Here is a 25,305-nt window from a genome sequence, read left to right as displayed (position 1 = left end):
CGGACTGAAATACTTACCGGTGATGACGGCTCGGCATCATGCCACTCGGCCCCTGTTCGTCAGGCGGTCCAAATCCGTCATGTGAGGGTAATGTCGCAGGCAAACATTGCAATTTGTTTAAACGCCGCCTGAATATTAGGTAGTTCTACATATAAAACCGAACGCAGCCGGGGGCAATCAGACTCCGATTTATACATACAATTCAAAGACTTGATCTATTCCGCCGGAGCGCGCGCGTGGCGGAAAATTGACCGTCCGTTAACCACGCCAATGAGATCAGCTGAAAGACCGCACCAGGCTGCCGACGAGCAGGTTCCAGCCGTCGATCAGGACGAAGAAAAGGATCTTGAAGGGCAGAGAGATCGAGGTGGGCGGCAGCATCATCATGCCCATCGCCATGGTGATGGTCGCGACGATCAGGTCGATCACCAGAAATGGCAGCATGATCAGGAAGCCGATCTCGAAACCGCGTCTGATCTCCGAAATCATGAAGGCTGGTACAACGGCGCGAAGATCGACCTTGTTGTCGACGACGACGTTCTGGCCCTTCTCCCGGGCGATGTCGATGAAGAGCTGCAGGTCCTTGTCGCGCGTATTGGCGAGCATGAACTCCCGGAATGGCTCCGAGATGCGCGTCATCGCTTCGGTTTCGTTGATCTGGTTCTGCAACAGCGGATTGATGCCATTCTGCCAGGCGCGATCGAATGTCGGCGCCATGACGTAGAAGGTCATGAACAGGGCGAGGCTCACCATGATCATGTTCGAGGGGGTCGTGGCGAGACCCATGCCGGAACGCAGGATGGCAAAGGCAATGACGAAGCGCGGAAAGCTCGTCACCATGATCAGGATACCCGGCGCAACCGACAGGACGGTCAGAAGGCCGAACGTGCGGATGATCCAGGACGCGACAGAGCCGTCGACGGGCGTCTTCAAGATGTCAGCAGGGAAGCCCTGCGCGCCGGCGATACCCGACATCGCCATCATGGCGGCTATGAATGCGATGGTGCGAATCATTGAATAACGAATGTCCTGAAGATGACATTGGTTACGCGCCCTTCGGAGCGAAGGTCAACCCGTTCTTCTATGTCATCCTTCAGATACTGAAATCCGCGCGGCCCCTGGATCTGCTGTAGCGACACCGTCTTCATGTAGGCCGCTATATCCTGATGGATCTGCTCGGCCATGGCGACATCAGGCGCGCCCTTGAAAAGCAGCGCGATTTCCAGCCGTATCCAGTTTTCGGTGGGGTAAGCAAGATTGGTCGTGATCGCGTCGAGTTGAACGACGCCGTTGGCTTCGGTGGCAATTCGCGGCAGCCCTTCGTCCTTGTTGTTCGCCTCCTCGCCGCCTGCCTCCTTGGCTTTCTTGTGGGCAACAGCGGCTTTCGCCTCCTCGACCATCTTCGCTTCTTCCAAGCTCAGCGGCTTTGGCGCCACGACGCCGCCGACCAGCCATCCGCCACCACCTGCCAGCAGCGTCAGAACGACAAGAGCAGCAATCGTCATCACCTTCGATGCCCCCTTGGGCGCAGGTGAAGCCGTATCGAGATCTTCCATGTTCAAATCCATCTCGTGTTATGCCGTGCGGACGCGGCGAGCACGCCGTCAGATCGGCGAGACGATATCCACGACCTGCTGGCCCCACGGCGGCTGCTGCACTTCGGTCAGACGGCCGCGGCCGCCATAGGAAATGCGTGCCTCGGCAATCTTGTCGTAGGAGATCATGTTCTTCGCATCGACGTCATAGGGCCGGACGATACCGGCGACATTGAGGATGCGGATCTCGTGGTTGACGCGCACTTCCTGCGAACCGCTGATCAGAAGGTTGCCGTTTTCAAGCACACCGGTCACGACGGCCGCAACAAGCAGAACCAGCTTTTCAGACCGTTCCGTCGTGCCCTCACCCTTCGTCTTGGTGTTCGAGCCGTAGTCGAGGCCGCCCTTCCAGCCGAAATCGCTCGATTCGGACTGGCCGTTGGCGCCGATGTTGAAACCGCTGTCGTTGGTTCGGCTGCGATCGGTCTTGTTGTCGAACGAGGCCTTGTCGTCGATACGGATATCGACGGTCAGAATGTCGCCGACCTTGAGCGCGCGCGCATCCTTGAACAGCGCCGCCTGATTGTCGCTCCAAATTGAAAAGCCGTTGGCGACGTGGCGCGGCTCCTTCGGATACATCGCCATCTGCGGCGTCTGCGCATATTGCAGGCCGCTGCCGATCGGGCTCATCGAAGGCGCCCTGCCGATTTCGTTGAAAGTCTGGTTCTGACATCCCGACAGCAGGCTGGCAGCGAGAAGAACCGAAAGCGGATACCTCATGACGGTTCCTTCGACGTTGTTGAATCGCTGGCGCTGGATATGATGTTGGTAAGAACGGCTGCCTTGTCGCTGCTCATCTCGCTTAGGATGAGGCTCGACTGGCGCGGCGGCAGCTTCATGACGATCGCCGCGGCGATGGCGGGATTGACCAGCTCGAGTTGCCCGGCCGCCGCATCCGCCTTCATGGTCTTGTAGATATCGACGAGGCCAAGCTCGGCCTGCTTCAGGAAATCGTTGCGGCGCTTCAGCCAGTCCTCGTACTCGGCGCGGCGCACCTCGAGCTTGGCGATGCGGTCATCGACCTCCGCCTGGAGCTTTTCCAGATTCTGCTTCTGCAAGAGGTAACGCTGGTCGCGAGCGGCATCGGCAATATTGGTGCAGAACTGCTGGATTTCGTCGCCGTTCGCCGGAATGGCTGTCGCGGGTGCTGCGACTTCCTGCGCGAAGGCGCCGGGCATGGCAAGCATGGTGCAGCCGGCCACAAGCATCATTAGGCGACGGCGCAGGCTGTCCGGCTGCGCGGAGAGAATGGGTGCACTCATTGCAATACGAGCTCCGCCTGGAGGGCACCGGCCGTCTTGATGCCCTGGAGAATGGAAATGATACCGTCCGGCTTCACGCCGATGCTGTTAAGTCCTGCGACGAGCGAGCGCAGGTTCGAACCGTCGAGGATGGCGACGGTGCCGCCGTCCTGCGCCGCGTCGATCGTCGTATTCGGCTCGATTGCCGTTTCGCCACGTGAAAAGGGCTCCGGCTGCACGACGGTCGGCGTTTCCGAGACTTGAACCGTCAGAGTGCCGTAGCTGACGGCAACCTTGTTGATCCGCACGTCCTGTCCGATCACGATCGTACCGGTGCGCTCGTTGATGACGACACGCGCGGGCACGTCGGTCTCGATGACGAGGTTTTCGATGTCGGCCATCAGGCGGGAGAGATCGGCCATCTTCGGCTTGTCGATGACGACCGTCTGGGAATCCTGAGCCTCAGCGATATTCCCGCCAAACTGGGTCTTGCTGTAGCGGTTGATCGCTGCGGCCATGCCGACGGCGGTCGAAAAATCGGGGTTTCTCAGCTGAAGAACGAGATTGAACGCGTCCTTGAACTTGGCCGGCAATTCGCGCTCGATGATGGCGCCGTTCGGGACGCGGCCCGACGTGGTGACACCCTGGGTAACGGATGCGGCATCGCCCTGTGCGCTGAAGCCAGTTACCACGACCGAGCCTTGCGCGACCGCATAGATCTGGCCATCGGCGCCGGAAAGCGAGGTCATCACCAGCGTACCGCCACGAAGCGAAGTCGAATCGCCAAGCGAACCGACTGTCACGTCGATACGGCTACCCGGGCTGGCGAAGGGCGGCAGATTGGCCGTGACCAGGACCGCGGCTATGTTCTTCGAACGGGATTCATTGTCCTGTGTCGAAATACCGAGATTCTGCAGCATGGCCCGCAGCGACTGTGCTGTGAACGGTGCAGAGCGCAAGCTGTCGCCGGTTCCCTGCAGGCCGACGACGAGGCCATAGCCGATCAACTGGTTTTCACGTCCTGACTGCACCGAGGCGACATCCTTGATGCGCGAGGTAGCCTCGACCGGCGTGATCGCCATTGCGAAGACCACGATGAAGGCCAGGCACCATTTGCCGAAACGAAGGATCATTTTGTCACCACATGAATTGTTCCGTCTTCCATCACCGTTCCGGAAACGATGATGCCGGAATCCGTGTTGCGCACCCGGATCAGGTCGCCGACCGCAGCATTCTCCAAGGGAGCGCCGCCGGCCGTGATCGTCAGAGGCCCGTTGGTGAAGACGATCCGCACCGCCTTGCCGCGTTCGACCGCATAGGGATCGCGCAGGCCAGACACCAGAATGACGCGCCCTGCGAGCAACGTCCGGCTGGTCACCTTGCCGAGTACCTGCTCCGTGGATGTCGCATAGTCGCCGGTGAGCGACGGGTTCGTCACCTCGACCTCTTCGAGGCGATTGGCATCGATGACTTCGCCGGGATAGATCGTCTGGGTGGGAATGACCGCCATGCGCTTTTCGGCGAGTGCCAGGCCCGGAGACATCAGGCAGACGCAAAGGGAACCGGTCACCGCCAGCGTCAGCGGAAGAAATCCTCCGCGGGTCGCAGCAGCCGTCACTATCGATGCGATGGCAGTCCGGCGAAACGTCATGTTTGCCATTCCCTCTGTTATCTCAGATTTTTGCTGACCGTCGCGGCCATTTCGTCGGCCGCCTGGATGATCTTCGAGTTCATTTCATAGGCGCGCTGGGCGGAGATCAGGTCGGTGATTTCCTTGACCGGATCGACGTTCGACGCTTCGAGGTATTTCTGCTTGATCTGCGCGTAGCCCGGATCAGCCGGCGTGCCGATCACCGGTTCGCCCGACGCGGGTGTCTGCTTGAAGAGGTTGTCGCCCTGCGGTTCGAGGCCCGCCTCGTTGACGAAGTTGGCGATCGTCAGCTGGCCGATTTCCTGCGGGATGGTGTCGTTGCCGATGCGGACGGTCACCTGACCGGACGAACTGACGGTGATCTCGCTCGCATTCTGCGGCACGGTGATTTCCGGGATGACCGTATAGCCGTCGATCGTGACGAGCTGGCCGTCGGCATTGGTATTGAAGGCGCCGGCGCGGGTATAAGCCGTTTCGCCGTCCGGGGTCTCGATCTGGAACCAGCCGCGGCCGATCAGCGCCATGTCGAGGTCGTTGCCGGTGCTGACGAGGCTGCCCTGCAGATGCAGGTTGCGCACGGCGGACGTCTGGACGCCGAGACCGATATTGGCGCCTTCCGGCACGATCGCCTGGTTGGCGCGGTTCGGGACGCCCTGGGCGCGTTCGGTCTGATAGAGAAGGTCGGAGAACTCTGCCCGCGCGCGCTTGTAACCGGTGGTGTTGATGTTCGCGATGTTGTTCGCGATCACTTCCAGGTTCAGCTGCTGGGCGTTCATGCCGGTCGCGGCGATGGAAAGAGCCTTCATTATATTTGTTCCTTAAATCGACATGCGTGCGATTTCGAGATAGGCGCTGACCACCTTGTCGCGAATGGCGATGGCGGTTTGCAGCGACTGCTCGGCATTCATGACGGAATCGATGACTTCGCGGGTGTTTGCTTCGCCGCGGATGCCCTGGATGGAGGAGGCTTCCGACTGCTTGAGGCTGTTGGTCATCTCGGCCGCCATGTTGCCCATGACGTCGGCGAAGCTCTGCGATTTGCCGGTCGCTGCTGCGCCACCGAGGATGCTTTGTGCCGACGAAGTGCTGGAGGAGGTCGCGACGTCCTTGACGGTCGAAATCGCCGCGCCGATGGTCTCAATTGCATTGATCATTATTGCGAAGCCCTCAGGAGGTCGATTGTTGCGGAAATCAGGTCGCGCGCCTGCTTCGTGGTCTGGAGATTGGCTTCATAGGAGCGATTGGCTTCCCGCATGTCGGCCATTTCGATCAGCACGTTGACATTCGGCAGCTTGACCATGCCCTTGTCGTCGGCGGCCGGATTGCCCGGATCGAACTCGATGCTGAAGTCGGAATCGTCGGTTCCAAGACGCTGGACCTCGACGGTGGCGGCGCCGCTGGCGCGATCGACCTCCGCCGCGAAACTGACGGTCTTGCGGCGATAGGGATCGGTTCCCGGCGCGTCGCCGGTCGAACGGGCGTTGGCGATGTTTTCCGAAACGATGCGCAGCCGCGTCGATTCCGCTTCGAGGCCGGAGGCCGAAACTTTGAGAGCTGAAACCAGAGGATCCATCGCGCTTATTTCCGTACCGTCATGAGCATCATCCGATGAAACGCCTTCACGAGCCCGGTATTGAGCTCGTAGTCACGCTTGACTTCACCGCTCTTCATCAATTCCTGTTCCAGCTGGACGCTGTTGCCCGACTGCTGGACCTCGGCATCGTTGATCATGCTGGTTTCGGTCACCTGAGCCGCAGTGCTTCCGTCCGTGAAGTGGGCGGGATTGGTGGCCGCCATCTGAAAGCCGGTTTCCTGCAGGACGCTTTCGAACGGCTTGACGTCCTTGGCTGCGTAGTGCGGCGTGTTGGCATTGGCGATGTTGCCGGCGACGACGTTCTGGCGGACTGCCAGCCATTGCGCCTGCCGGGACGCGAGATCAAAAAGCTGTATAGGTTGCATCATGCGACTCCATGCTTGTTGCTGGAGAACCTAGGCAAGCAATCTTGCGTGGGACTGAATTGAACAAGGCCGTGTGCTGCAGGTGCTAACAACCGCTTTTCGGGTGGCAGCTTCGCATTGCATGCGACCGAAAAACGATGGAACGGCAATGGTTTGGCGCGTTTCAGCGCCCTTCTTCGGCCACAACCCGTTGCGCGGGGCCGGCAATGCGCAGGTTGACGGCGGTGGTCGTCGATGAGCCGAATCACTCAGCCTGCTGGATTTCGCCCTTGGAGGTGATCATCACCCAGCGCCCGTCGCGCTGCTCCAATGTGGCAAGACGACTGTTGTCCGGCAGGATCGAGCCGATACGGACAATGTACATGCCGCTACTGTCTTCGATCAGCGCACGGCCATTGGCGACGTGAACCAGCTTGAAACCCGTCGCCGCCGGGAACGGCTGCTCCAGACCATCTTCCGGACCGCCGTCCAGCTTCCTGCTTTCGCCTTCGGGAACCGTCGCCGTGGTCAGTTGATCAATCGCCGCCTGGGTGGCTGCATCGCGGTCCGTCATGGCCAATGGCGAGGATACGCCGCCTGAGCCAGCGCGGCCCGGCACATCGCGGGTGCTGCCTTGCCAAAGCGACGGCATCGAGAACTGGTCCTGGTGCAGGAATGCATACCAGGGAAAGAAGGTAGCGAGGGCCGCAAGGGCGATACCGGTCGCGCCCAGCGCCTTGTCGATCAGTGGCGTGCGCTCGCTGCGCTTGCGCTGCGGCACGATTTCGTCGGCGTCGTAATCTATCACCCCTTACCCCCTTCGCATGTTCTGTGCCTGGCCGCCGTTGTTCGCCGCCGCCTTCAGCGCATTTGCGAGGTCGGTGAACGCGTCGATGGCCGGCCGCTCGCCCGGCGTCTGTTTCAAGATGTCGTAGATGACCGGCACCTGCTTGATCGCCATGTCCAGGTCCGGATCACTGCCCGGGCGATAGCCGCCGATCAGCCTGAGGTCGCGCGTTTCCTCGAAGCGGTGGATCAGCGACTTCAACCGCGCCACAAGCTTTTCCTGATCCGGTGTCCAGGCCTTTCGAGCGAGACGCGAGATCGAAGCAAGCGGGTTGACCGGTGGATAGCGGCCCTCTTCGGCAAGGCTGCGTTCCATGACGATGTGACCGTCGAGAATACCGCGGGTCGAGTCGGCGATCGGATCGTTGTGGTTGTCGCCGTCGACGAGAATGGAGATGATCGCGGTGATCGTGCCCGCCCCTTCGGCTCCCGGCCCGGCACGCTCGAGCAACCGCGGCAGTTCGGTGAAAACGGATGCCGGATAGCCCCGCGCGATCGGCGGCTCGCCAGAGGCTGTTGCGACCTCACGGATGGCATGAGCAAAACGGGTGACGCTGTCGATAATCAAAAGGACGTTGTCGCCCTGGTCACGGTAGTGCTCGGCGATCGTCACCGCCGTCAGCGGCGCCATCTTGCGCAGCATCGGGCTTTCATCGCTGGTCGCCACCACAGCGACCGACTTGGAGAGGTTTTCTCCGAGCGTATCCTCGATGAATTCCCGCACTTCACGGCCGCGTTCGCCGACCAGCGCGATGACCACCTTGTCGAAGGCATCGGCGCGAGCAAGCATCGACAGAAGCGTCGACTTGCCGACGCCGGAGCCAGCGAAGACGCCGAGACGCTGGCCGAGGCAGAGTGGAGAAAAGATGTCGATTGCCCGGACACCGGTGCGGAAGCCATGCTCGACGCGCTTGCGGGTCATCGACGGCGGCGCCGTATTCGAAATCGACCGGCGAATATCGCCCTGCAGCAGCGCGCCGCGACCGTCGATCGGATCGCCCAGCGAATTGATCGTGCGGCCGCACCAGGATTCTGTCGGCGCAATGCGGAAGGCACCCTTGCGGATCACCGTGTCATGAATGCCGATTGGATCGCCCGGCTCGATCGGGCAGACGACAACCGTCTCCTGCTCCACCTTGACGACTTCGCCGAGATGAATGCCCGTCGAACTCTTGTGGGCGACGAACTCGCCGAGGCGAACATGCCGAGAAAGCCCGGACACCGTGTAATAGCCGGCGGAAATCGTCTGGACGTGGCCACCGGGTGCGATCGAAAACTCTGGATTGGAATAACGCCCGACAAGGCCTGCGAGCGCCGCAAGCGATGTCGAGGAACTGCGGATCTGGAGTTTCTCGTTCTGCATTCCGTTTCCTGCCGTCTGCCCTACCCTGCTCTATCGAGCATCTGCGGGCCTGGCTCAGTCGTTTGAAAAAATCAGAGCAGCTACTTGCTGCCGCCGAGCGTCTTGATTGCCTCGTCGAGCGAACCTTCACTGTCGCGCATCAGCGAAGTGATGTTTTCGAAGGCGCGCGACACCATGATCAACTGGGACATTTCCTGAACCGGATTGACGTTCGATTCCTCGACATAGCCCTGCATCACGCCGACATCGAAACGATCGACGACCGGCTCGGGTGCAGAGTTCGGGATCACAGCGCTGTTGTCGTAGCGGGAAAAGCCGTTGGCGAAGCTCGCTTCATAGAGCCCCAACGCGGCAACCTGCGTTCCATCCTGCTGAATGGCGCCGTCTGCGCCCACCTTGATTTCGCTCGCTTGAGAGTTGAGCCGGATCGGCGCACCGCCCGCATCGAGGACCGCATATCCGCGGAGTGTCACCAGATCACCCGTTTCCGTGAGTGTGAAGCGGCCGTCCCGGGTCAATGCGGGACCGGCGGGCGTGTCGATCTGGAACCAGGCGTCGCCCTTGATGGCAAAATCCAGCTCGTTGCCGGTCCGGTTCAGGCCGCCATTGTTGGTATTGAGGAATTCCTGCCCTTCGGACACGAAGGAAACCTTGGTCGGCCGCGTATCGCCAAGCAGCTGGTTGAACTTCACTTCCGTCGCGCGGAACCCGACCGTGCTCGAGTTAGCGACGTTGTCGGCCAGCGTGTTCATGCGTTTTTCAAGCGCCATCTGGGAGGAGACGGCAACATAGAGACCGGTTTGCATATCAGCGTCCCCCGAGTTTCAGCGTATTGATGGATAGGAGAAGATCGGAGGAGATTCCGTAGCCGCTGGATGAGCCGAACACGGCGAGCGGATCGTAGGGATCCGAGGAATTGTTGATTTCCCACAGGGCCGTGAACCGTTCGAGCATCTTCGACAGCTTCGTCGGATCCTGGAAGTCCTTGATGTCGATCGCGTTTTCGATCGCGGCCGCCTGCTTGTCGATGTCGGAAGCGGCGAATTCGTCGGGCATCTGCAGCAGGGTGCGTGTCACCTGCGCCAATGCATCGTCGGCGAGCAGCCCGTAGGCATTGGTGGTCGAGGGTGCCATGCGTTCAAAGTATAGCGCCAGGCGGACGCCGGAATTTTCCTCGCCGGCATTCTGCTCCAGGGTCTGGCGTGTATATTTGTCGACGACGCCCTTTTGGGCTTTCTCGAACGATGTCGCAGCCGTGCCGTTGCGGGCGAAGTTCAGCGATTCGACCAGATCGGTGTAGCGGCTGTCGGTCAGTTGCTTGGCAAAGGCGTCGTCGGTGTCGATGCCTTCAGTCAGCACCTTGCGCATGAAGGCCTTCGCATAGCCCATGTCTTCCAGGCCGTGCGCCTTGACCGCGTAGTTATAAAGCCGCGTGTCTGCGAAGAAGTCGTCGATCGTTTTGACGTTGCCGATATTGGCCAGATAGTATTCGGTCTCCCGCGCAACATCCGGCTGCTCGGATACCCGTTCCAGCGATGTGGTGAGGTTGCCTGCTATCATCTGGTAGCTGGTGTAAGTCGTCGTCACGACATTTCCCCGTTCATCCATGAGACATGGCGCAATACGCGCCGATTGGGCGGAAAACTGCCGGAGCTTGCTTGCGCGAACCTGTTTGCGCGGAAGGCCCTCAAAAAGGGGGCCGACAGCCAGCCTCACGCAAGGCTGACGGCCTAACGATACGGTCGAAAATCCACCTTTGCGGCAGGTATCGAAATGAACATCATCATCGGGCTCGTCTTGACGATCGGCTGTATCCTTGGCGGCTTCATTGCCATGGGCGGCCACATGGAAGTCCTGAACCAGCCCTTCGAGCTTGTCATCATCGGCGGCGCCGGCCTCGGCGGCTACATCATGGCCAATTCGATGAAGGTGCTGAAGGATACCGCCAAGGCGCTCGGTGAAGCATTTCGCCACAAGGTGCCGAAGGAGCGCAACTATCTCGACACGCTCGGCGTTCTCTACAGCCTGATGCGCGACCTGCGCACGAAATCACGCAACGAAATCGAAAGCCACATCGACAACCCGGACGAATCCTCGATTTTCCAGTCCGCCCCGACGGTGCTGCAGAACAAGGAACTGACGGCCTTCATCTGCGACTACGTCCGCCTGATCATCATCGGCAATGCCCGCAGCCATGAGATCGAGGCACTGATGGACGAGGAAATCAATACGATCACCCATGACAAGATGAAGGTCTATCATGCGCTGACCACGATGAGCGACGCCTTCCCGGCGATCGGCATCGTCGCCGCCGTTCTCGGGGTGATCAAGGCGATGGGCGCGATCAGCGAGGCGCCCGAGATCCTCGGCGCCAAGATCGCCGCCGCCCTCGTCGGCACCATGCTCGGCATCTTCCTGTCCTACTGCATCGTCAGCCCGGTGATCGCCAATATCAAGGCCGTGCGCGACAAGCAAAACCGTCTCTACATCATCGTCAAGCAGACCCTGCTTGCCTACATGAACGGTTCGGTGCCGCAGGTGGCGCTCGAATACGGCCGCAAGACCATCTCCGCTTACGAGCGTCCGTCGATCGACGCCGTCGAGCAGGAAATGATGAACCCCGGCGGTGGCGGCGAAAGCAAGGCGGCTTGATCCCATGACGGCAGCATCGAAAAACAACGTGTACACCTTCGACCGCAAGCTGCTCGCCCGCATGACCGGTGCGCTCGGCGACACCAAGACGATCGGCAAGCTGTGCGGCGAAATCGGCCATGTCTTTACGGAATTCCTGCCAGACATCTTCCGGAACGAGACCGATCTCGATATCGAGATCGGCTATGCCGGTTTCGACACGGGCCTGAAGTCCGAGCTGATCGCCAGACTCGGCAATGGTGTCGCCCTGTGCGATACGGCGCTGCGCAACTGGTGCCCGGAATTCGTCCTCAGCTGCGATAGCCCGGTGATCATCACCCTGATGGAAATCCTGCTCGGCGCCCCATCAGACGCCATCGAGGAGCCGAAGCCGCGCACGCTCTCCAACATCGAGCTCGATGTCGCGTCGATGGTGTTCGAAAAAATCGCCGATGTGCTGAAATCGGCCGTCAGCGCCGCCGGCGGCTTCGAGCCTTCCGTCGGGAGGCCCTACAATGCCACCGAACGGCCGGCGGCGGATCCGGATGTCGAGGATGTCTTTGCCGCCTGCATCAACGTGACGATGGGGCTTGGCCCGGTTCTTTCGACGTTCTCGATCATCGTTCCGCAGCAGGTCTTGCTGAAGACCACCGTTGTCTTCCCAAAGGGCGTCGGACAGGCTCGCAAGGCCAAAGGCGTGTGGGGCGAACAGCTGGAGCAGCAGGTCCGCCGCTCCGCCGTCAACCTCGAAGCCCGCATCAAGCTTGAGAGCCTGACCCTCGATACGATCAGCCGCCTGCAGCCGGGCGATGTCATTCCCTTCCAGGACGCCAAGGACGTGCGTGTCGAAATCAATGCCAACGGCCGCGACCTCTACATCTGCGAGCTCGGCCGGTCCGGCGCAAAATATACGGTCCGGATCAGGGACACCCACGGTTCGGAGAGCGACATTCTCCACCACCTCATGAGTTAAAAACCCCCTGCCTTACCCGGCAACATGGTTGGGGCAAGTTTCAACTGGAATAGTTCGCACATGGCACCGAAGAAAGCACGAATTGAAGACAAGACGATCCTGAGCGCCGGCGATGCCGAGCTCGATCAGGCCATCGACGATCTGCGTGGCGTCCTGCAAAGCGATGCCACCGGTACTGTTCCGGCAACCGATTTCGGCATGGATTTCGCGACGACGGTCGGCGAAACATCGGACTTCGGCAGCACGTTCGATGCGTCCGCGACCGACCTCAGCAGCTTCGGCGGCGATTTCGGTGGCGGCAGCAGCTTTGGCGACCTCGACCAGGCCGCCGGGGCGTTTGACGCCGGATCCTTCGGCGGCGGTTCCTTCGGGAGTTCGAGCAGCTTCGAGGAGATGGCCTCCAGCGAGCCGGGCAGCGGCATGACCGCCAATCTCGACCTGATCATGGATATCCCGATCGATGTCCAGATCGTCCTCGGGACCAGCCGCATGCAGGTCTCCGGCCTGATGAACCTGACGGAAGGCGCGACCATCGCGCTCGACCGCAAGATCGGCGAGCCGGTCGAAATCGTCGTCAATGGCCGTGTGATCGGCCGTGGCGAAATCACCGTGCTCGACGAAGACGAAACACGTTTCGGTGTAAAACTCATCGAAATCAAGGGTACCAGTAAAGTTTGAACCCGGTCACGGGTTATGAGGATCAATCCATGATGGATTTCGACAATTTTGAAGCTTCGGCGCCGACGCGGCCTCTCAGTCAGATGGACAAGGCCGCGGCCGTTCTGCTTGCAATGGGCAAGCCGGTTGCTGGCAAGTTGTTGAAATTCTTTACGCAAAGCGAGCTGCAGGGCATCATCGCCTCGGCTCAGTCGCTTCGCTCGATCCCGCCCCACGAACTGGAAATCCTGGTCAACGAGTTCGAGGACCTGTTTACCGAGGGTGCTGGCCTGATGGACAATGCCAAGGCCATTGAAGGCATACTCGAAGAAGGCCTGACACCCGACGAAGTGGACGGCCTTCTTGGCCGCAGGACAGCTTTCGCCGCCTATGAAGCCAATATCTGGGACCGTCTGCAGGATTCCGACCCGGTCTACGTCGCCGGGCATCTCGGCAAGGAACATCCGCAGACGATCGCCTATGTCTTGTCGATGATGCCGTCGACCTTCGGCGCCAAGGTTCTGCTGCAGCTGCCGGAAAGCAGCCGCGCCGATATCATCAACCGCGCCGTCAACATGAAGAATGTCAGCCCAAAGGCCGCGCAGATTATCGAGACGCGCGTCTTGGAGCTGATGCGCGAACTGGATGCAGACCGCAACTCGGCGGGATCCATCAAGATCGCGGAAGTGATGAACGAGCTGGAAAAGAGCCAGGTCGATACGCTTCTCGCTTCGCTTGAATCGATCAATACCGAAGCGGTCAAGAAGGTCCGTCCGAAGATCTTCCTCTTCGACGACGTCCTCGGGATGCCGCAGCGCAGCCGCGTTCAGCTCTTCAACGACGTGTCCAGCGACATCATCACCATGGCGCTGCGCGGATCGAGCATGGAACTGCGCGAATCGGTTCTCGCCGCCATCGGCGCGCGCCAGCGCCGCATGATCGAATCGGACCTGGCAGCCGGCGATGCCGGCATCAATCCGCGCGATATCGCGATTGCCCGGCGCTCGATCACCCAGGAAGCCATCCGTCTCGCCGCCAGCGGCCAGATCGAGCTCAAGGAAAGGGAAGCGGCGGCGGCCTGAGCCGGCGCCTGACCACATTACCCTCACTTTCAAGCAGAACAGCAAAGCCCTTGAACCGGAATTCAAGGGCTTTTTTGCTGCGTCCGCTCGGTTTCTGTGAAGCACGGTGATTCCGCGCATATCTTCCTTGCATCCCCTGCGGCCTCGGCTCACAACCCTTTAAGGGCAACGGCCGCCACCAGGTGCAAGAGGTCTTCATCCGATGTCGGACGATCAGGACAAAGACAGCAAAACAGAATCGCCGTCTGAAAAGAAAATGCACGACGCCATAGAGAAGGGCAACACGCCCTTCTCGCGTGAAGTGACGATGTTCGCTTCAACCGTGGCCATCTACATATTCATCGTCTTCTTCCTGCCCCAGGGTTTCACCACTGTTGCCGAAGCGCTCAAGGACATCTTCGAGCAGCCCGAGGCCTGGCGCATCGACACCGCGACGGATGTGGTGGCGCTCATCTCGCATCTTCTCTGGAAGGCGAGCGCGCTGATGATCCCCTTCTTCACGCTGTTGATCGTGTTCGGGATCGGCTCGTCCATCCTGCAGAACCTGCCAACGCCGGTGCTTGACCGGATTGCACCGAAGATGAACCGCATTTCCCCGATGGCCGGCTTGAAGCGGATTTACGGCATCCAGGGCCTGGTCGAGTTCGCCAAGGCGCTGTTCAAGATCCTGATCGTCTCGATCATCATCGTGCTGACGCTCTGGAATGATTACTACGCCTCGCTCGATTCGATGTTTTCCGATCCCCTGACGATCCTCACGACGATGTCCGGCGATCTCAACCAGATCATGATCGTCATCCTGATCTCGACCTGCATCATCGCGGTCGCGGATTTTTTCTGGACGCGACATCACTGGTATACCGAGCTCCGGATGACCAAACAGGAAGTCAAGGAGGAGCTGAAGCAGTCCCAGGGCGACCCGATCATCCGCGCCCGGCTTCGCTCGATTGCCCGCGACCGCGCCCGCCGGCGCATGATCACCTCGGTTCCGCGCGCCACGCTCGTCATCGCAAACCCGACGCACTATGCCGTTGCCCTTCGCTATGTGCGGGAAGAAGGCGATGCTCCGGTGGTGGTTGCCAAGGGGCAAGACCTTGTCGCGCTGAAGATTCGCGAGATTGCGGAGGAAAACGGCATACCCGTTTTTGAAGACCCGCCTCTCGCACGCTCAATGTTTGCGCAAGTCTCGGTGGATAGTGTGATTCCGCCGGTGTTTTATAAGGCAGTCGCCGAACTCATCCACCGGATCTATGCCACGCAGCCGAAACGGGTGACGTAAAAGACATGAAAAAATGCGAATATTCCGAACAACGCGAAAAAATTGTAGCCGATGCGATTCGTCCTGTTGCGACCGAATTGCGTCTGATCGATGCGGCCGACTATATTGCGCTGCTTCGCTTTGAATCGCATGGCAGCCTCGCCGACCTGGTATCGTCCGCGGCGGAGCTCTATTTTCTTCCCGGCACGGTGAATTTTGGTATTGGCGGCAACTATACGCTGGATTGGGATACCGAGCCGGAAATCTCGCTCGATCTCGAATTGAAGCCGGACGGCGTCACGGTCTATGCCCGGCTGGCGCTCGGCAAGGATACAGCCGGCCTCGAGATCAACCACATCGCATTCAAGAGCCCGTCCAGCGATCCGGACGAGAACACCGCGTTCCTGGCAAACAGCCTCAACGCTGCGAAATTCGTAAAATCCTATCCGACCGCCCTTGCGAGTTGAGTCGCGATACCGGCCATGACGGCCACAAACCAATCAGCTGATATAACCGAGACGAATGGCCTTGGCGATCGCCTGGATTCTGTTGACCGAATCCAGCTTGGTCGTTGCTGCGCCGAGGTAAGCATTGACCGTATGGACCGACAGCCCCATCTTCTCGGCGATCTCTTCGCTGATATAGCCATCGCCGGCCATCTGCAGGCAGCCGATCTCGCGGTCGCTCAGCGATTCGGCCGGCAGCATGCGCCGCTCGTCGGCGGCAAGCAGATCGGTCATGACCTGGCAGCTGCGGCCATGCAGATCGATGATCACCTCGCTCGTGAGGTCGATATAGCTGCCCGTGAACACGACATAGCCGTTGCCCTGCGCGCCGAGCCTGACCGGCAGTGCAATGCCGGAATACGGCAAGAGGCGCGCCTCCAGACGACGGGTGAAGCGACCGAAGTCCGGTGCCTCGGCAGTCTGGTGCTCCCCCATGCCGTTCCACAACACCGGCAGCAGCGAAGCGTCCAGATGCTGAAGCAGCTCGTCGCCGTAGGCCGCCACCAGCTCGTGCGCCATCGCTTCGGCGGCGACGCCCCAGTTGTCGAGCACGCAGGTCAGCTTGCGCGACGCCGGCAGGCCGTTTCCGTTCAGCCGCAGAACCGCAAAGTTCTTGGCGTTGATCTGCTTCTGCATGCCCTGAAGCCGCGCGACGAGCGTTGCTGCCCGCGACGCCCTGGCCTGCAAGCGTCCGGCCTTGCCATCATCTGCAGCGCGGGTGTTCGGGAGGAAAAAGGTCATGACCGGGCGCCTAAACGAGGTTGTTGCGGACAGCGTAGGCGATCGCCTCGGAACGGGTCTTCGTCGCCGTCTTGCGCATCACGCTGGTGATATAGTTGTTGATGGTGTTACGGGAGATACCGAGGATGACGGCAATTTCGTCGCTCGTCTTGCCCTCGGCAATCCAGAAGAGGCACTCGAGCTCGCGTTCCGTCAGCTCGAACTCGCGATCGGTGCGTGCACCGCGTTCTTTGGTGAAGCTGGCGAAATACCCGGTCAGCAGGCCGATATCCCTCAGGCTCTCCTGCGAGAGGATGACATCCTGCGGGAAGAGCAGCATCAGTGACAGCCGGGTGCGGCCAACGTTGAAGGTGATGGCGCAATATTCACGGCTGATGCCGCGGCTGACGTCGATGTCATCCGGCAGGCTCATGAACACCGGCTGCATCACCGAAAGGCACTTCTCCATTTCGTTGGTCTTGGAATGGAGTTGCGACAGCACCTTGCCAAGCCGCTTGACCACGTCGAACGGCCAATCCGAACACACGACAAAATCCAGACCTTCATCCTGCGACAGATCATAGCGGGCGAGAAGATAGTGGGTAGCCCCTACATAGTCCGTCAGGGCGGCAAGTCCTCGGCTGAGGTTGCCACGTTCCGCAAACTCGCCGAGCCTGCGGATCAATTGTTCTTTTGACAGTGCCCGTCCGGCACCGCGTAGCGAAGCAACCGGCGCCGGCCAGATCGCAATCTCTGTCTGTAGAGCATCCATGACATTACCCCCGTGATGGATTCGTCCGTGCTCATTCAAGCGCTTGTTTGCCACCGCCGGCCCTGGGTCGAGGCATTCCGCCTTCCTCAACCCGACGCAAATCAGTACGCGAATCACTACACAAAATGTACATCGCTCCCTGCGAAAAACTACTACCCCCCTTCTCGCGATTTACTTTTGGCAGCTTCCATGCACCCGATTCGAAATCATCTGATCGGCAGGAGGATCGAAGGGAAAGCATAAACCGGTGATAGAAATAAATATTTGAAATTTAATGATTTTAATTTTGTCATACTTTTTATTGAGCAAATTTCGGCCGGTAGGCCAGCGCAATGTTCGTTCAAGCATCCAAAAACACGCCCCGCAAATCAGCCTTTTAAAGCCAAATCTAATTTGTCAAGTTTTCATTTTTCTATTTGTTTTTTCACATTGTTGCAGAATTGCACCAGCGGGTTTAACGTCTAGATTGATCGCACTGCCAAAGATTACAAAGTATCGCTGCAAATATTATTGCTGTAATATTTCAGATTTGGCGGACATCTCCGGATTTCCCGATTCAATACATTGGACACGGCTAGCAATGGCTCAGACCAGAGCGCCCTTTCTCGGGGATAAATTAACGATCTATTAAATATAATAAATTCCGGCGCGCTGCGCAGGCTGAGTTGTCGACGCGCGATTCTTGCCGGCCGGCCAAAGATTCGCGGCAATACACTGAATGGGTGGGGGTCTATTTCGCGTGCGCAGGACAGCATCCGCGTTTCTGGCTAAGGCGCGGCCCTGGAACGAGAAACCCGCCGAGACGGCGGGTTGGGCAGTTCGTGGGGCCCGTGTCCAGACGAGCGATCACGCTGCTTTTTCTGCAACCCACTTGCGAAGGATCTTGGCAGCACGCTCTTCGCTGATTTCCACCATGCGGGCGAGCCTGCGTTCGGGGCCTTCCTTGACCCGGCGGTTGAAGCCGCCCTCGCTGTCGTCGCCGAGGCTGAGCAGGTCGTCGGTGCTGTCGAAGCCGAAGTCGGAGCCGAAGCCTTCCATGAGCGCCCCGCCTGCTGCGCCCGTCGCGGCGGGAGAGAAGTCCGGCAGTTCCAGGCCGACTGCTTCGTTCTCGGCGAGCGCCGTGGCGCCTGTACCGATACCCATCGAGCGGGCCAGCGGACGCATGCCCATCCAGACGACCACGAAGGCAACCGCGACGAAGGCAAGGGCATTGATGATGCCACCGAGATTGCGGGTCAGTGTCTCCATGATGCCTGGGCCGGAGACCGGCTCGTCGAGGAGCTGCGTGTTGACGAAGTCCATGGCGGTCAGCGTGATCACATCGCCACGGGCAGGATCGAGGCCGACAGCCGACGCGACGATCTTCTGCATGTCCTGGATATAGGCATCGATCTTCGCCTGATCCGCGCCTTCGCCGACCATCGCGGCCACACGGCCGCGGTTGACCACTACGGCGACGGAGAGTTTCTCGACCGAATAGCTGCTTTTGACGGTCGCGACGGTCTTCGAGTTGATCTCGTAGTTGGTCTGCTCTTCCTTTTTCTCGGTCTGGTCGTTCGACTGAGGTCCGGCAGTGCCGCCCTGGGGCGCTGCCTGAGGAACGTTCTGCTGTACGGTCGCCGCGTTGTCCGGCTGCTGCTGGCTGGATTTCTGTTCTTCCTTGGTGACGCGGGTCGACCGCTCGACGCGGGATTCCGGATCGAAGACCGTTTCCTGGATCTGCTGGGTATCGGTATTGAGTTGAGCTGTGACGCTGGCGCGGAAATTGTCCATGCCGAGGAAAGGTGCGAGCGCCTTGTCGATATTGCTTTCGATTTCGTTCTGAACGTTCTGGACGATGCCCAGCGACTGGTTCATGGCGCTGTTGGCCGGATCGTCGCCGGAAGCCAGGAGCTGGCCGGCAGAATCGAGAATGGTCACGTCATCGATGCTCAGCCCCGGAACGGACGAAGCAACCAGATGGCGGATGGATGCTGCGGCGTTGCGGCCGATATTGGCACTCGCTCGGATCATCACCGAGGCCGTCGGTTTCTGCTCCGTCTTCCGGAAGCTGCCACGATCAGCCATGACGATGTGGACCCGGGCGGCGGCAATTCCGGAAATCTGCTGGATGGTGCGGGCGATTTCGCCTTCGAGCGCGCGGACGCGGGTGACTTCCTGCATGAAGGAGGTGAGGCCCAGCGAACCGACATTGTCGAAGAGCTCGTAACCGGCGTTGGCGCTGTTGGGCAGGCCGCGCTCGGCGAGATAGAGCCGGGCCTTGCCCGTCATGCCGACCGGCACCTGCAGGCTCGAACCATCGGCTCCCACTTCGAAGTCCATATTCGCTTCGGCAAGCGCGACACTGACCTGATTGAGGTCGCTGCTTTCCAGCCCGACATACAGCGTTTCATAGGATGGCTTGTTGACGTAAAGGCCGGTAGCGAGAACAATCCCGACTGCAACCACTCCGGCTGCTACCAGCGCGATGAGCTTGCCCTGCCCGAGACTCGCCAGGTTCTTCGTGACCGTCGAAAGTTGATCCAACAGATTCATTCTGTTTCCGCACCCAGTGGCGCATGTTCCGTACAGGCAACATCGCCCGGGACATGCGCAGATCCAAACATTCGGGATTACTGGATCGATTCGGCCCGTGCCTTCGTCAAATCACGCCAAATCTACCAGCCCCGATTGGCACACTAGGAAACGAAACTTGCGCGAACTTGTCTTGAAGGCCCGCTTTTGACGTGTTTACCACCCCATCCCTGCGCACCGATCGCCCATGTCCGCGAACTGGTCAAACGATTCCAAGCGAAGCCGTTTTGCACGCATCAAGATCACGACGAGACGCTCTTATCAGAGCGTCTCGGTTCATCGCCTCGAAAAACACCTGGTGCCGACAACCCGATCCCGAGTTCAAGTTCGAGTCTCGCGATGCAGCAGTCGTGCTGCTGCGTTGAGAAAGGTCCAATCTGCGATCTGTATGATATGGCCGAAACGCCCGTCCAACATCCAAGTCTGCACGAATCGAAACGCTTTGGTCTCCGACGACATGCTGCAAGTCGTCGCCGCTACTGCGCAGCACCAGTCTTCAGAACTCCAACGAGCACCTTCCCGTCCGTGAAATAGGGATCGCCACCGCCATTGCGACCGACTTTGGTCGCGCCGATGCCTGCGCGCTCGTAGGTCAAGGCAATCTGTCCGGCGTTCTGCAGGTCGCCGATCACCAGTCCCCGATCTGCGTCGAGGTCAGGGCCGATGTGATGAGTGATCTGACCCGTGTCATGGCTGAAGCCGACGCCGCGATCAAAGCTTGCTGAACCCAGCCAGAGCGGAACGCCGTCAGGACCAGGCGTTTCTGCCATCCAGAAGCGCACATGATGGCGTTCATCGGCGCTCTTGCCCACGGGCTTTTCGAAGGCCAGATCCTGTTTGCGCCCCTCGAACAGCAGCGCACTCACCGGGGCGTCGAGGTCTGGCCGATCGAGCACGACACTCAATCCGATTTCGACCGACGACATCAGGGTGATCTTGTCGGCCGGATCCCAGGCTGCCGCAGCGAAGGCGCGGATCACCTGCTCCTTCGAGCCGACGAGGCCGACATTGATCGGATCGCCTGGAATGTCCTGTTCCGTGGTCGTTACCATTTTGCTGAAATCGACCAAGCGGTCCCGATCATGAAAGACCCAGAGTTCTGGCATGATGAAATAGCAGACCAGAAGGTAGACAATCAGGATGGCGGCGGCAGAGCTTGCCGCCACCCTCATCCAGCGTCGGCGAGGCATGGCTATATCCGGAGGCATAACGTTCACCCGTTTCGCGTTTCAGTAGCATGGCGGATAGGGGTAGTAACCGCATGCCGGAGGATAATAGGGCCGCTCGCCGGAAGCCGCCGCCGCTCCGATGACGGCACCTGCCGCCACCGCCGCGCCGTAGCCGGCGGCCGGATGCGCGTACCAGCCCCCATGCCACACCGGAGCACGTACGCCGACGCCGCCGACGACTCCTACACGTCCCATTCCGGCGCGGGCTGCAAACCAGTCGATAAAGAGCGAAGCCGGGCCGTTGGCGTTGGTGAGTTCACCCTCCAGAACCTCGACGTCGAATGTCAGGGTGCCGTCTTCCAACTTCGGCTTGTTCAGGACGACGACCGCGTCCTCGATCGCCGATCCGTCGCTGTTCAGCACCGAGATGGTTGCGTTGGGCGGGTCGCTTGCGAAGCTGTCCTTGCCCTCACCCCACTGCTTGATGAAGTCGGAGGTCAGCACATGCCCGGCCGATCTCACCGGGCGGTCGGCGAACACGATCGTGTTCGCCGACATGCTTGTCATTGTCAGCTTGCCGTTGACCAGTGTCGCGCCCCCAGAGTTGAGAACGGCCAGCGACGGGACCATCTTCGTTTGGGTCGCGCCGATGGTCTTCTGCGCTGGTGCGCTGATCGCGTCTTCGGCCAGCGCCACCCCGGTGAAGGACAGCAGACCTGCTGCGACAGTAAGGATGCGAATATCGAATTTCCGAACCATGAGGAATACTCCCGGTTTGCCCATCTGTGGGCGTTTCGCTACTTCAGCAGTCCAAGGTCCCACGAGATGCCGATCGTCAGCAGCCTGCGGGTTAGCCGGATCGACGCGGCATTCTTAACCCACACCGATCGCAAACGTCGTCGATAGCGCCGCGGTTAAGAAGCGGCATGAACTGAAGTTTCTCGCCAACTGGGGACGTTGGTGCCCAACGTCCCCACCTTGTTCCGACGATCTCGCTATGGCTGCAGATTCACGGTCAGCTTTGCGATTTCGCCGTTGAAAGCAAAGGGCACTTGATAGTCTGTTTCTTCTACACCCGTGCGGGTATCGACCCCCACGTCGAAGGTCTCATCCCATGGCATGAGCGCTGGGATCGTGTGCGGAATCTTCTCATTGGCAACCTCTTTGCCGTCCACCTTCAGGACACCAGTACCGCCCTTGCCAAAGCCGGGACCGTCAGACTTGAAATCGAAGGCAAGCGTGTGCTTTCCGGATGAAAGGGCGTCCCGGCCCTCCCAACGAAAGCGCTCCATGTTGACGAAGTTGTACAGGAACACGGGCTTGCCGTTGAGCAGATAGAACCCGTATCCGCCGAAGCGCCCGCCCGTGGTCACGAGCATGCCTTCGCCGCCGCCTTCCGGAATGCTTACCTCCGCAGTGATCGTGTAGGACCTGTTCACGACGCTCGGAGCATTGCTCGATGGGATACCGGACATCACGCCGGAGTAGGTGAACTCGTTCCTCCCGGCAGTGGTACTCGGCCGCGGCGTGAGGAGACGCTCCAGGATCGAGTTGTCCAACGGGAAGACGTCGTATTTTGCTGCTTCCATCAGAAACAGTTCCTGCATCTCTTGCAGCTTGTCCGGATTCTTTGCAGCTAGATCGTTGTTCTGGGAGAAGTCCTCCGTAAGGTTGTACAGTTCCCATTTATAGCCGTCGACGACGTCCGGCATCGTGGTCGTTCCCATCAACCAAGGCGCGGCTGGTGGTGTAGTGCAGGCATACCAACCGTCATTGTAGATGGCGCGGTTGCCGAACATCTCGAAATACTGCGTTTTGCGGGCCGATGGAGCCTGGGCATTGTCCCAGCTATAGGCCATGCTGACACCTTCGATCGGTTTCTGTGCCACGCCATCCACCATCACCGGAGCATCGATCCCGGTTGCCTCAAGGATGGTCGGCACGATGTCGATCACGTGGTGGAACTGACTGCGGATCCCACCTGCTTCCTTGATCCGTGCTGGCCAGGACATCGCCATGCCCTGACGCGTGCCACCGAAATGAGACGCGACCTGCTTCGTCCACTTGAACGGTGTGTCGAAGGCCCATGACCATGCCACCGACATGTGCGGATAGGTCTGGTTGGAGCCCCAGCTATCGTAGAACTTCATCTGCTCCGCGACGGGAATCTGCATACCCTCGATGGTGATCAACTCGTTGGGTGTGCCGTGTACGCTTCCCTCAGCGCTGGTGCCATTGTCGCCTTCGATGTAGATGATTAGCGTGTTGTCCAGCTTGCCCAGATCGTCAACTGCCTGGATCACGCGGCCGATCTCGTGGTCTGAATAGGCCACATAGGCGGCAAACACCTCGGCCTGGCGGGCGAACAGCTTCTTGCTGTCGGCGTCCAGCGTCTCCCATTTCGGCAGGCTATCCGGCCATTCGGTCAATTGCGTGTTGGCGGGAACAACACCGAGCCGTTTTTGGTTGGCGAAAATCTGCTCGCGCAGTTCGTTCCAACCCATGTCGAATTTGCCCTTGAACTTGTCGATCCACTCCTTGCTAGGGTGATGCGGCGCGTGTGTTGCGCCGGGCACGTAGTAGACGAAGAACGGCTTGTCGGGCGCCGCCGCGTTCAGTTGCTTGATGTGATCGATCGCGTTGTCGGCCTCATCAGTGATGAGGTTGTAGCCGGGCTTTCCGACCCACGGAAAAATCTGCGTCGTATTCTGGAACAGGTACGGTTCCCACTGATTGGTGTCTCCGCCCATAAAGCCATAGAAGTAGTCGAAGCCCATGCCTGTCGGCCACTGATTGAACGGCCCGGCGGTGCTGTATTGAAAAGCAGGGGTGTTGTGGTTTTTTCCAAACCACGACGTGGCGTATCCGTTCTGCTTCAGGATTTCGCCGATAGTAGCATTGTCGACGCCGAGGATGGAGTCATAGCCGGGATAGCCCGTTGCTTGCTCGGAAATCACCCCGAAACCGACGGAATGATGATTGCGGCCCGTGATCAGCGCGGCGCGCGTCGGCGAGCAGAGCGCCGTGGAATGGAACTGCGTAAACCGCAAGCCAGCGTTCGCAACGCGATCCATTGCCGGGGTCGGGATAACGCCCCCGAACGTCCCGGCAACGCCGTAGCCAGCATCATCGGTCATGATCAAGAGAATGTTCGGAGCCCCCTTCTGGGGCACGATCTGTGGCGGCCAGTAGGCCCTTGAGGACTTCGCGTCGAGGCCGATTTCTCCACCGAAACTCGCTGGAGGATTCGGCAGGTACCTGCCGTCGATCGTCGTCGTTGCGCTGGGCGAGCCCATCTCACCTGTGACTTGCTGCGCGCGGGCGCAGTACGTCGAAGCCGCGGTCAAACTCAATGTAGCAAGAAATAGCGTTCCAAGTCTTAGCATTGTCGTCTCCCATCTGGGTGAAAAGCCAAACTTTACATGATACTAAATTAGATTATGCTACTGAAACATGCGTCGTAGATTACCGCGGCAGGCTATCTGACCAGTCCGAGATTGGACGCGACGATTGTCGGCCGCCTTCGGATGATCTGTATCAACAGGCCACCCCTGTCCCACACCGATCACAAACAGACGCTCCGGCGAGCGGAAACGGCAAGTCTGCAAGTCATGCGAAATCCAATCCAAAACAGCGTTCAAACGTCTTCGCCTGGCTTTTGTCTACGATGACCAGCGGCGAGATGCTGGGTGCATCGGGATCGGAAGCAGGTCCAGCCACTTCCGCTGTCTGCACGATCGCCGCCCCTTCAGTGGCGGGGCCGCGGAAACCGAACGACCGAGGCGTTGTCCAGTGCCGCTTCAATCTCCGCCCTTAGGCTCTCCACGAGCTCGACGCATTCGGCATGGCGCTCGTCGCGCTCCGGCTCGGTGGACGTTTCCCACGCCTGTCTGAGTTCGTCGGCAGTCGCAAAGTCGCAGCAAAGATCCCGGAAACCTTCGTCCCGCGCTGCGAGTTCGTCGACCAATGCGACTCGGGCCGCAAAGCACCGTCTCGCGAAACCGATCTCATGTCTCATGCGTACTCCACCATCGGGAAGCCGTAGATATAGGCCTCCTTGGCGGTGGCGCGGGCTTCGGCCTCAATGACGTCCACTGCTTGAACCGTCGCGAGCCCGAACCCCGCAAACCCAGCAGCCAGAACCAGGCCCTTCGTGAAATCGCGTTTTGTCAGGTTCATGGTCGTTCTCCTAAGCTGAAGCAAACGTGCACCGCGACGATCGGGTCGGTCAGGTGATTGCCGATGATGTAGGCGTCGAGAGACCAGCTCGTATGAACGTGGGGCGTGGCCGACGAAGACGTCGCGCTTCGGCGCATCCTGAGACATCGC

General features: G+C 59.7%; 28 protein-coding genes. 6 read left to right on the top strand and 22 right to left on the bottom strand.

Going from position 1 to position 25,305, the window contains the following annotated elements; translation table 11 throughout:
• Positions 1–276: 276 nt before the first annotated feature.
• The 14 genes from fliP to WI754_RS08520 form a co-directional block, all read right to left on the bottom strand.
• Positions 277–1,014 (bottom strand): flagellar type III secretion system pore protein FliP, encoded by a 738-nt coding sequence (gene fliP, locus WI754_RS08585; RefSeq protein WP_037119713.1) that lies wholly within the window; start codon positions 1,012–1,014, stop codon positions 277–279.
• Entirely contained in the window at positions 1,011–1,556 is a 546-nt protein-coding gene (locus WI754_RS08580) for a flagellar basal body-associated FliL family protein (RefSeq protein ID WP_349437267.1), read from the bottom strand. Before WI754_RS08580 ends, fliP begins: the two co-directional genes overlap by 4 nt.
• 48 nt (positions 1,557–1,604) lie before the next feature.
• On the bottom strand, positions 1,605–2,315 hold the full coding sequence (gene flgH / locus WI754_RS08575; RefSeq protein ID WP_349437266.1) for a flagellar basal body L-ring protein FlgH: 711 nt from the start codon (positions 2,313–2,315) through the stop codon (positions 1,605–1,607).
• Positions 2,312–2,806: a MotE family protein gene (locus WI754_RS08570; protein WP_349437774.1), complete on the bottom strand. Its 495-nt coding sequence runs from the start codon at positions 2,804–2,806 to the stop codon at positions 2,312–2,314. Before WI754_RS08570 ends, flgH begins: the two co-directional genes overlap by 4 nt.
• A 47-nt stretch (positions 2,807–2,853) precedes the next feature.
• Positions 2,854–3,918: a flagellar basal body P-ring protein FlgI gene (locus WI754_RS08565; RefSeq protein WP_349437773.1), complete on the bottom strand. Its 1,065-nt coding sequence runs from the start codon at positions 3,916–3,918 to the stop codon at positions 2,854–2,856.
• Positions 3,919–3,965: 47 nt separating this feature from the next.
• Positions 3,966–4,379, bottom strand: a complete 414-nt coding sequence (gene flgA / locus WI754_RS08560; RefSeq protein WP_349437772.1) for a flagellar basal body P-ring formation chaperone FlgA — start codon at positions 4,377–4,379, stop codon at positions 3,966–3,968.
• A gap of 125 nt (positions 4,380–4,504) precedes the next feature.
• On the bottom strand, positions 4,505–5,293 hold the full coding sequence (gene flgG, locus WI754_RS08555; RefSeq protein WP_349437264.1) for a flagellar basal-body rod protein FlgG: 789 nt from the start codon (positions 5,291–5,293) through the stop codon (positions 4,505–4,507).
• 12 nt (positions 5,294–5,305) lie between these two features.
• Entirely contained in the window at positions 5,306–5,641 is a 336-nt protein-coding gene (locus WI754_RS08550; protein ID WP_349437262.1) for a flagellar hook-basal body complex protein FliE, read from the bottom strand.
• Positions 5,641–6,060 carry a flagellar basal body rod protein FlgC gene (gene flgC / locus WI754_RS08545; RefSeq protein ID WP_349437261.1) on the bottom strand — a complete coding sequence of 140 codons (420 nt, stop codon included), beginning with the start codon at positions 6,058–6,060 and terminating at the stop codon, positions 5,641–5,643. The genes WI754_RS08550 and flgC overlap by 1 nt, the downstream gene beginning before the upstream one ends.
• A 5-nt stretch (positions 6,061–6,065) precedes the next feature.
• Positions 6,066–6,446 carry a flagellar basal body rod protein FlgB gene (gene flgB / locus WI754_RS08540; RefSeq protein WP_349437259.1) on the bottom strand — a complete coding sequence of 127 codons (381 nt, stop codon included), beginning with the start codon at positions 6,444–6,446 and terminating at the stop codon, positions 6,066–6,068.
• A 244-nt stretch (positions 6,447–6,690) separates the two neighbouring features.
• Positions 6,691–7,233 (bottom strand): flagellar protein, encoded by a 543-nt coding sequence (locus WI754_RS08535; protein ID WP_349437257.1) that lies wholly within the window; start codon positions 7,231–7,233, stop codon positions 6,691–6,693.
• 3 nt (positions 7,234–7,236) lie between these two features.
• Positions 7,237–8,634, bottom strand: coding sequence for a flagellar protein export ATPase FliI (gene fliI / locus WI754_RS08530; protein ID WP_349437256.1), 1,398 nt, complete (start codon positions 8,632–8,634; stop codon positions 7,237–7,239).
• 80 nt (positions 8,635–8,714) lie between these two features.
• Complete coding sequence (gene flgF, locus WI754_RS08525; protein WP_349437255.1) at positions 8,715–9,440, bottom strand: flagellar basal-body rod protein FlgF; 726 nt, start codon at positions 9,438–9,440, stop codon at positions 8,715–8,717.
• A 1-nt stretch (position 9,441) separates the two neighbouring features.
• On the bottom strand, positions 9,442–10,221 hold the full coding sequence (locus tag WI754_RS08520) for a DUF1217 domain-containing protein (protein ID WP_349437254.1): 780 nt from the start codon (positions 10,219–10,221) through the stop codon (positions 9,442–9,444).
• Between the two features lie 186 nt (positions 10,222–10,407).
• On the opposite strand from WI754_RS08520, the gene motA reads away from it, so the two are divergent.
• The 6 genes from motA (at position 10,408) to WI754_RS08490 (ending at position 15,702) form a co-directional block, all read left to right on the top strand.
• On the top strand, positions 10,408–11,286 hold the full coding sequence (gene motA, locus WI754_RS08515) for a flagellar motor stator protein MotA (protein ID WP_037119733.1): 879 nt from the start codon (positions 10,408–10,410) through the stop codon (positions 11,284–11,286).
• 4 nt (positions 11,287–11,290) lie between these two features.
• A complete protein-coding gene (locus WI754_RS08510) occupies positions 11,291–12,238 on the top strand; it encodes a FliM/FliN family flagellar motor switch protein (protein WP_349437253.1) in 948 nt (315 codons plus the stop codon).
• A 60-nt stretch (positions 12,239–12,298) separates the two neighbouring features.
• Positions 12,299–12,916, top strand: coding sequence for a flagellar motor switch protein FliN (gene fliN / locus WI754_RS08505; RefSeq protein WP_349437252.1), 618 nt, complete (start codon positions 12,299–12,301; stop codon positions 12,914–12,916).
• A 29-nt stretch (positions 12,917–12,945) separates the two neighbouring features.
• Positions 12,946–13,977, top strand: coding sequence for a flagellar motor switch protein FliG (gene fliG / locus WI754_RS08500; protein WP_349437251.1), 1,032 nt, complete (start codon positions 12,946–12,948; stop codon positions 13,975–13,977).
• Between the two features lie 202 nt (positions 13,978–14,179).
• Complete coding sequence (gene flhB, locus WI754_RS08495) at positions 14,180–15,256, top strand: flagellar biosynthesis protein FlhB (RefSeq protein WP_349437250.1); 1,077 nt, start codon at positions 14,180–14,182, stop codon at positions 15,254–15,256.
• Positions 15,257–15,261: 5 nt separating this feature from the next.
• The gene (locus tag WI754_RS08490; RefSeq protein WP_037119745.1) at positions 15,262–15,702 is read left to right on the top strand and encodes a hypothetical protein; all 441 of its coding nucleotides are present in this window, start codon (positions 15,262–15,264) and stop codon (positions 15,700–15,702) included.
• 33 nt (positions 15,703–15,735) lie between these two features.
• Here the strand turns inward: WI754_RS08490 and WI754_RS08485 are convergent, their stop codons facing one another.
• The 8 genes from WI754_RS08485 to WI754_RS08450 all read right to left on the bottom strand — a co-directional run bounded on the left by WI754_RS08485 (position 15,736) and on the right by WI754_RS08450 (position 25,155).
• Positions 15,736–16,482, bottom strand: coding sequence for a helix-turn-helix transcriptional regulator (locus WI754_RS08485; RefSeq protein WP_349437249.1), 747 nt, complete (start codon positions 16,480–16,482; stop codon positions 15,736–15,738).
• Between the two features lie 10 nt (positions 16,483–16,492).
• Positions 16,493–17,233 (bottom strand): helix-turn-helix transcriptional regulator, encoded by a 741-nt coding sequence (locus tag WI754_RS08480; protein WP_349437248.1) that lies wholly within the window; start codon positions 17,231–17,233, stop codon positions 16,493–16,495.
• Positions 17,234–18,079: 846 nt separating this feature from the next.
• Entirely contained in the window at positions 18,080–19,768 is a 1,689-nt protein-coding gene (gene fliF, locus WI754_RS08475) for a flagellar basal-body MS-ring/collar protein FliF (RefSeq protein WP_349437247.1), read from the bottom strand.
• A gap of 515 nt (positions 19,769–20,283) precedes the next feature.
• Positions 20,284–20,997: an LssY C-terminal domain-containing protein gene (locus WI754_RS08470; RefSeq protein WP_349437246.1), complete on the bottom strand. Its 714-nt coding sequence runs from the start codon at positions 20,995–20,997 to the stop codon at positions 20,284–20,286.
• Positions 20,998–21,036: 39 nt separating this feature from the next.
• Positions 21,037–21,735 (bottom strand): hypothetical protein, encoded by a 699-nt coding sequence (locus WI754_RS08465; RefSeq protein ID WP_349437245.1) that lies wholly within the window; start codon positions 21,733–21,735, stop codon positions 21,037–21,039.
• Between the two features lie 236 nt (positions 21,736–21,971).
• Entirely contained in the window at positions 21,972–24,362 is a 2,391-nt protein-coding gene (locus WI754_RS08460; protein WP_349437244.1) for an arylsulfatase, read from the bottom strand.
• A 362-nt stretch (positions 24,363–24,724) separates the two neighbouring features.
• Positions 24,725–24,994, bottom strand: coding sequence for a hypothetical protein (locus tag WI754_RS08455; RefSeq protein WP_349437243.1), 270 nt, complete (start codon positions 24,992–24,994; stop codon positions 24,725–24,727).
• Positions 24,991–25,155: a hypothetical protein gene (locus WI754_RS08450; RefSeq protein ID WP_349437242.1), complete on the bottom strand. Its 165-nt coding sequence runs from the start codon at positions 25,153–25,155 to the stop codon at positions 24,991–24,993. The genes WI754_RS08455 and WI754_RS08450 overlap by 4 nt, the downstream gene beginning before the upstream one ends.
• Positions 25,156–25,305: the final 150 nt, after the last annotated feature.

The organism is Pararhizobium sp. A13, from assembly GCF_040126305.1.
Taxonomy (GTDB): domain Bacteria; phylum Pseudomonadota; class Alphaproteobacteria; order Rhizobiales; family Rhizobiaceae; genus Pararhizobium.
This window is presented reverse-complemented; position numbering and strand designations above follow the sequence as displayed.

Excerpts from the sequence above, each read along its gene's own strand:
- fliP (WP_037119713.1), bottom strand. The coding sequence starts at position 1,014 with ATGATTCGCACCATCGCATTCATAGCCGCCATGATGGCGATGTCGGGT.
- WI754_RS08580 (WP_349437267.1), bottom strand. The coding sequence starts at position 1,556 with ATGGAAGATCTCGATACGGCTTCACCTGCGCCCAAGGGGGCATCGAAG.
- flgH (WP_349437266.1), bottom strand. The coding sequence starts at position 2,315 with ATGAGGTATCCGCTTTCGGTTCTTCTCGCTGCCAGCCTGCTGTCGGGA.
- WI754_RS08570 (WP_349437774.1), bottom strand. The coding sequence starts at position 2,806 with ATGATGCTTGTGGCCGGCTGCACCATGCTTGCCATGCCCGGCGCCTTC.
- WI754_RS08565 (WP_349437773.1), bottom strand. The coding sequence starts at position 3,918 with ATGGCGATCACGCCGGTCGAGGCTACCTCGCGCATCAAGGATGTCGCC.
- flgA (WP_349437772.1), bottom strand. The coding sequence starts at position 4,379 with ATGTCTCCGGGCCTGGCACTCGCCGAAAAGCGCATGGCGGTCATTCCC.
- flgG (WP_349437264.1), bottom strand. The coding sequence starts at position 5,293 with ATGAAGGCTCTTTCCATCGCCGCGACCGGCATGAACGCCCAGCAGCTG.
- WI754_RS08550 (WP_349437262.1), bottom strand. The coding sequence starts at position 5,641 with ATGATCAATGCAATTGAGACCATCGGCGCGGCGATTTCGACCGTCAAG.
- flgC (WP_349437261.1), bottom strand. The coding sequence starts at position 6,060 with ATGGATCCTCTGGTTTCAGCTCTCAAAGTTTCGGCCTCCGGCCTCGAA.
- flgB (WP_349437259.1), bottom strand. The coding sequence starts at position 6,446 with ATGCAACCTATACAGCTTTTTGATCTCGCGTCCCGGCAGGCGCAATGG.
- fliI (WP_349437256.1), bottom strand. The coding sequence starts at position 8,634 with ATGCAGAACGAGAAACTCCAGATCCGCAGTTCCTCGACATCGCTTGCG.
- flgF (WP_349437255.1), bottom strand. The coding sequence starts at position 9,440 with ATGCAAACCGGTCTCTATGTTGCCGTCTCCTCCCAGATGGCGCTTGAA.
- motA (WP_037119733.1), top strand. The coding sequence starts at position 10,408 with ATGAACATCATCATCGGGCTCGTCTTGACGATCGGCTGTATCCTTGGC.
- WI754_RS08510 (WP_349437253.1), top strand. The coding sequence starts at position 11,291 with ATGACGGCAGCATCGAAAAACAACGTGTACACCTTCGACCGCAAGCTG.
- fliN (WP_349437252.1), top strand. The coding sequence starts at position 12,299 with ATGGCACCGAAGAAAGCACGAATTGAAGACAAGACGATCCTGAGCGCC.
- fliG (WP_349437251.1), top strand. The coding sequence starts at position 12,946 with ATGATGGATTTCGACAATTTTGAAGCTTCGGCGCCGACGCGGCCTCTC.
- flhB (WP_349437250.1), top strand. The coding sequence starts at position 14,180 with ATGTCGGACGATCAGGACAAAGACAGCAAAACAGAATCGCCGTCTGAA.
- WI754_RS08490 (WP_037119745.1), top strand. The coding sequence starts at position 15,262 with ATGAAAAAATGCGAATATTCCGAACAACGCGAAAAAATTGTAGCCGAT.
- WI754_RS08485 (WP_349437249.1), bottom strand. The coding sequence starts at position 16,482 with ATGACCTTTTTCCTCCCGAACACCCGCGCTGCAGATGATGGCAAGGCC.
- WI754_RS08480 (WP_349437248.1), bottom strand. The coding sequence starts at position 17,233 with ATGGATGCTCTACAGACAGAGATTGCGATCTGGCCGGCGCCGGTTGCT.
- fliF (WP_349437247.1), bottom strand. The coding sequence starts at position 19,768 with ATGAATCTGTTGGATCAACTTTCGACGGTCACGAAGAACCTGGCGAGT.
- WI754_RS08470 (WP_349437246.1), bottom strand. The coding sequence starts at position 20,997 with ATGCCTCGCCGACGCTGGATGAGGGTGGCGGCAAGCTCTGCCGCCGCC.
- WI754_RS08465 (WP_349437245.1), bottom strand. The coding sequence starts at position 21,735 with ATGGTTCGGAAATTCGATATTCGCATCCTTACTGTCGCAGCAGGTCTG.
- WI754_RS08460 (WP_349437244.1), bottom strand. The coding sequence starts at position 24,362 with ATGCTAAGACTTGGAACGCTATTTCTTGCTACATTGAGTTTGACCGCG.
- WI754_RS08455 (WP_349437243.1), bottom strand. The coding sequence starts at position 24,994 with ATGAGACATGAGATCGGTTTCGCGAGACGGTGCTTTGCGGCCCGAGTC.
- WI754_RS08450 (WP_349437242.1), bottom strand. The coding sequence starts at position 25,155 with ATGAACCTGACAAAACGCGATTTCACGAAGGGCCTGGTTCTGGCTGCT.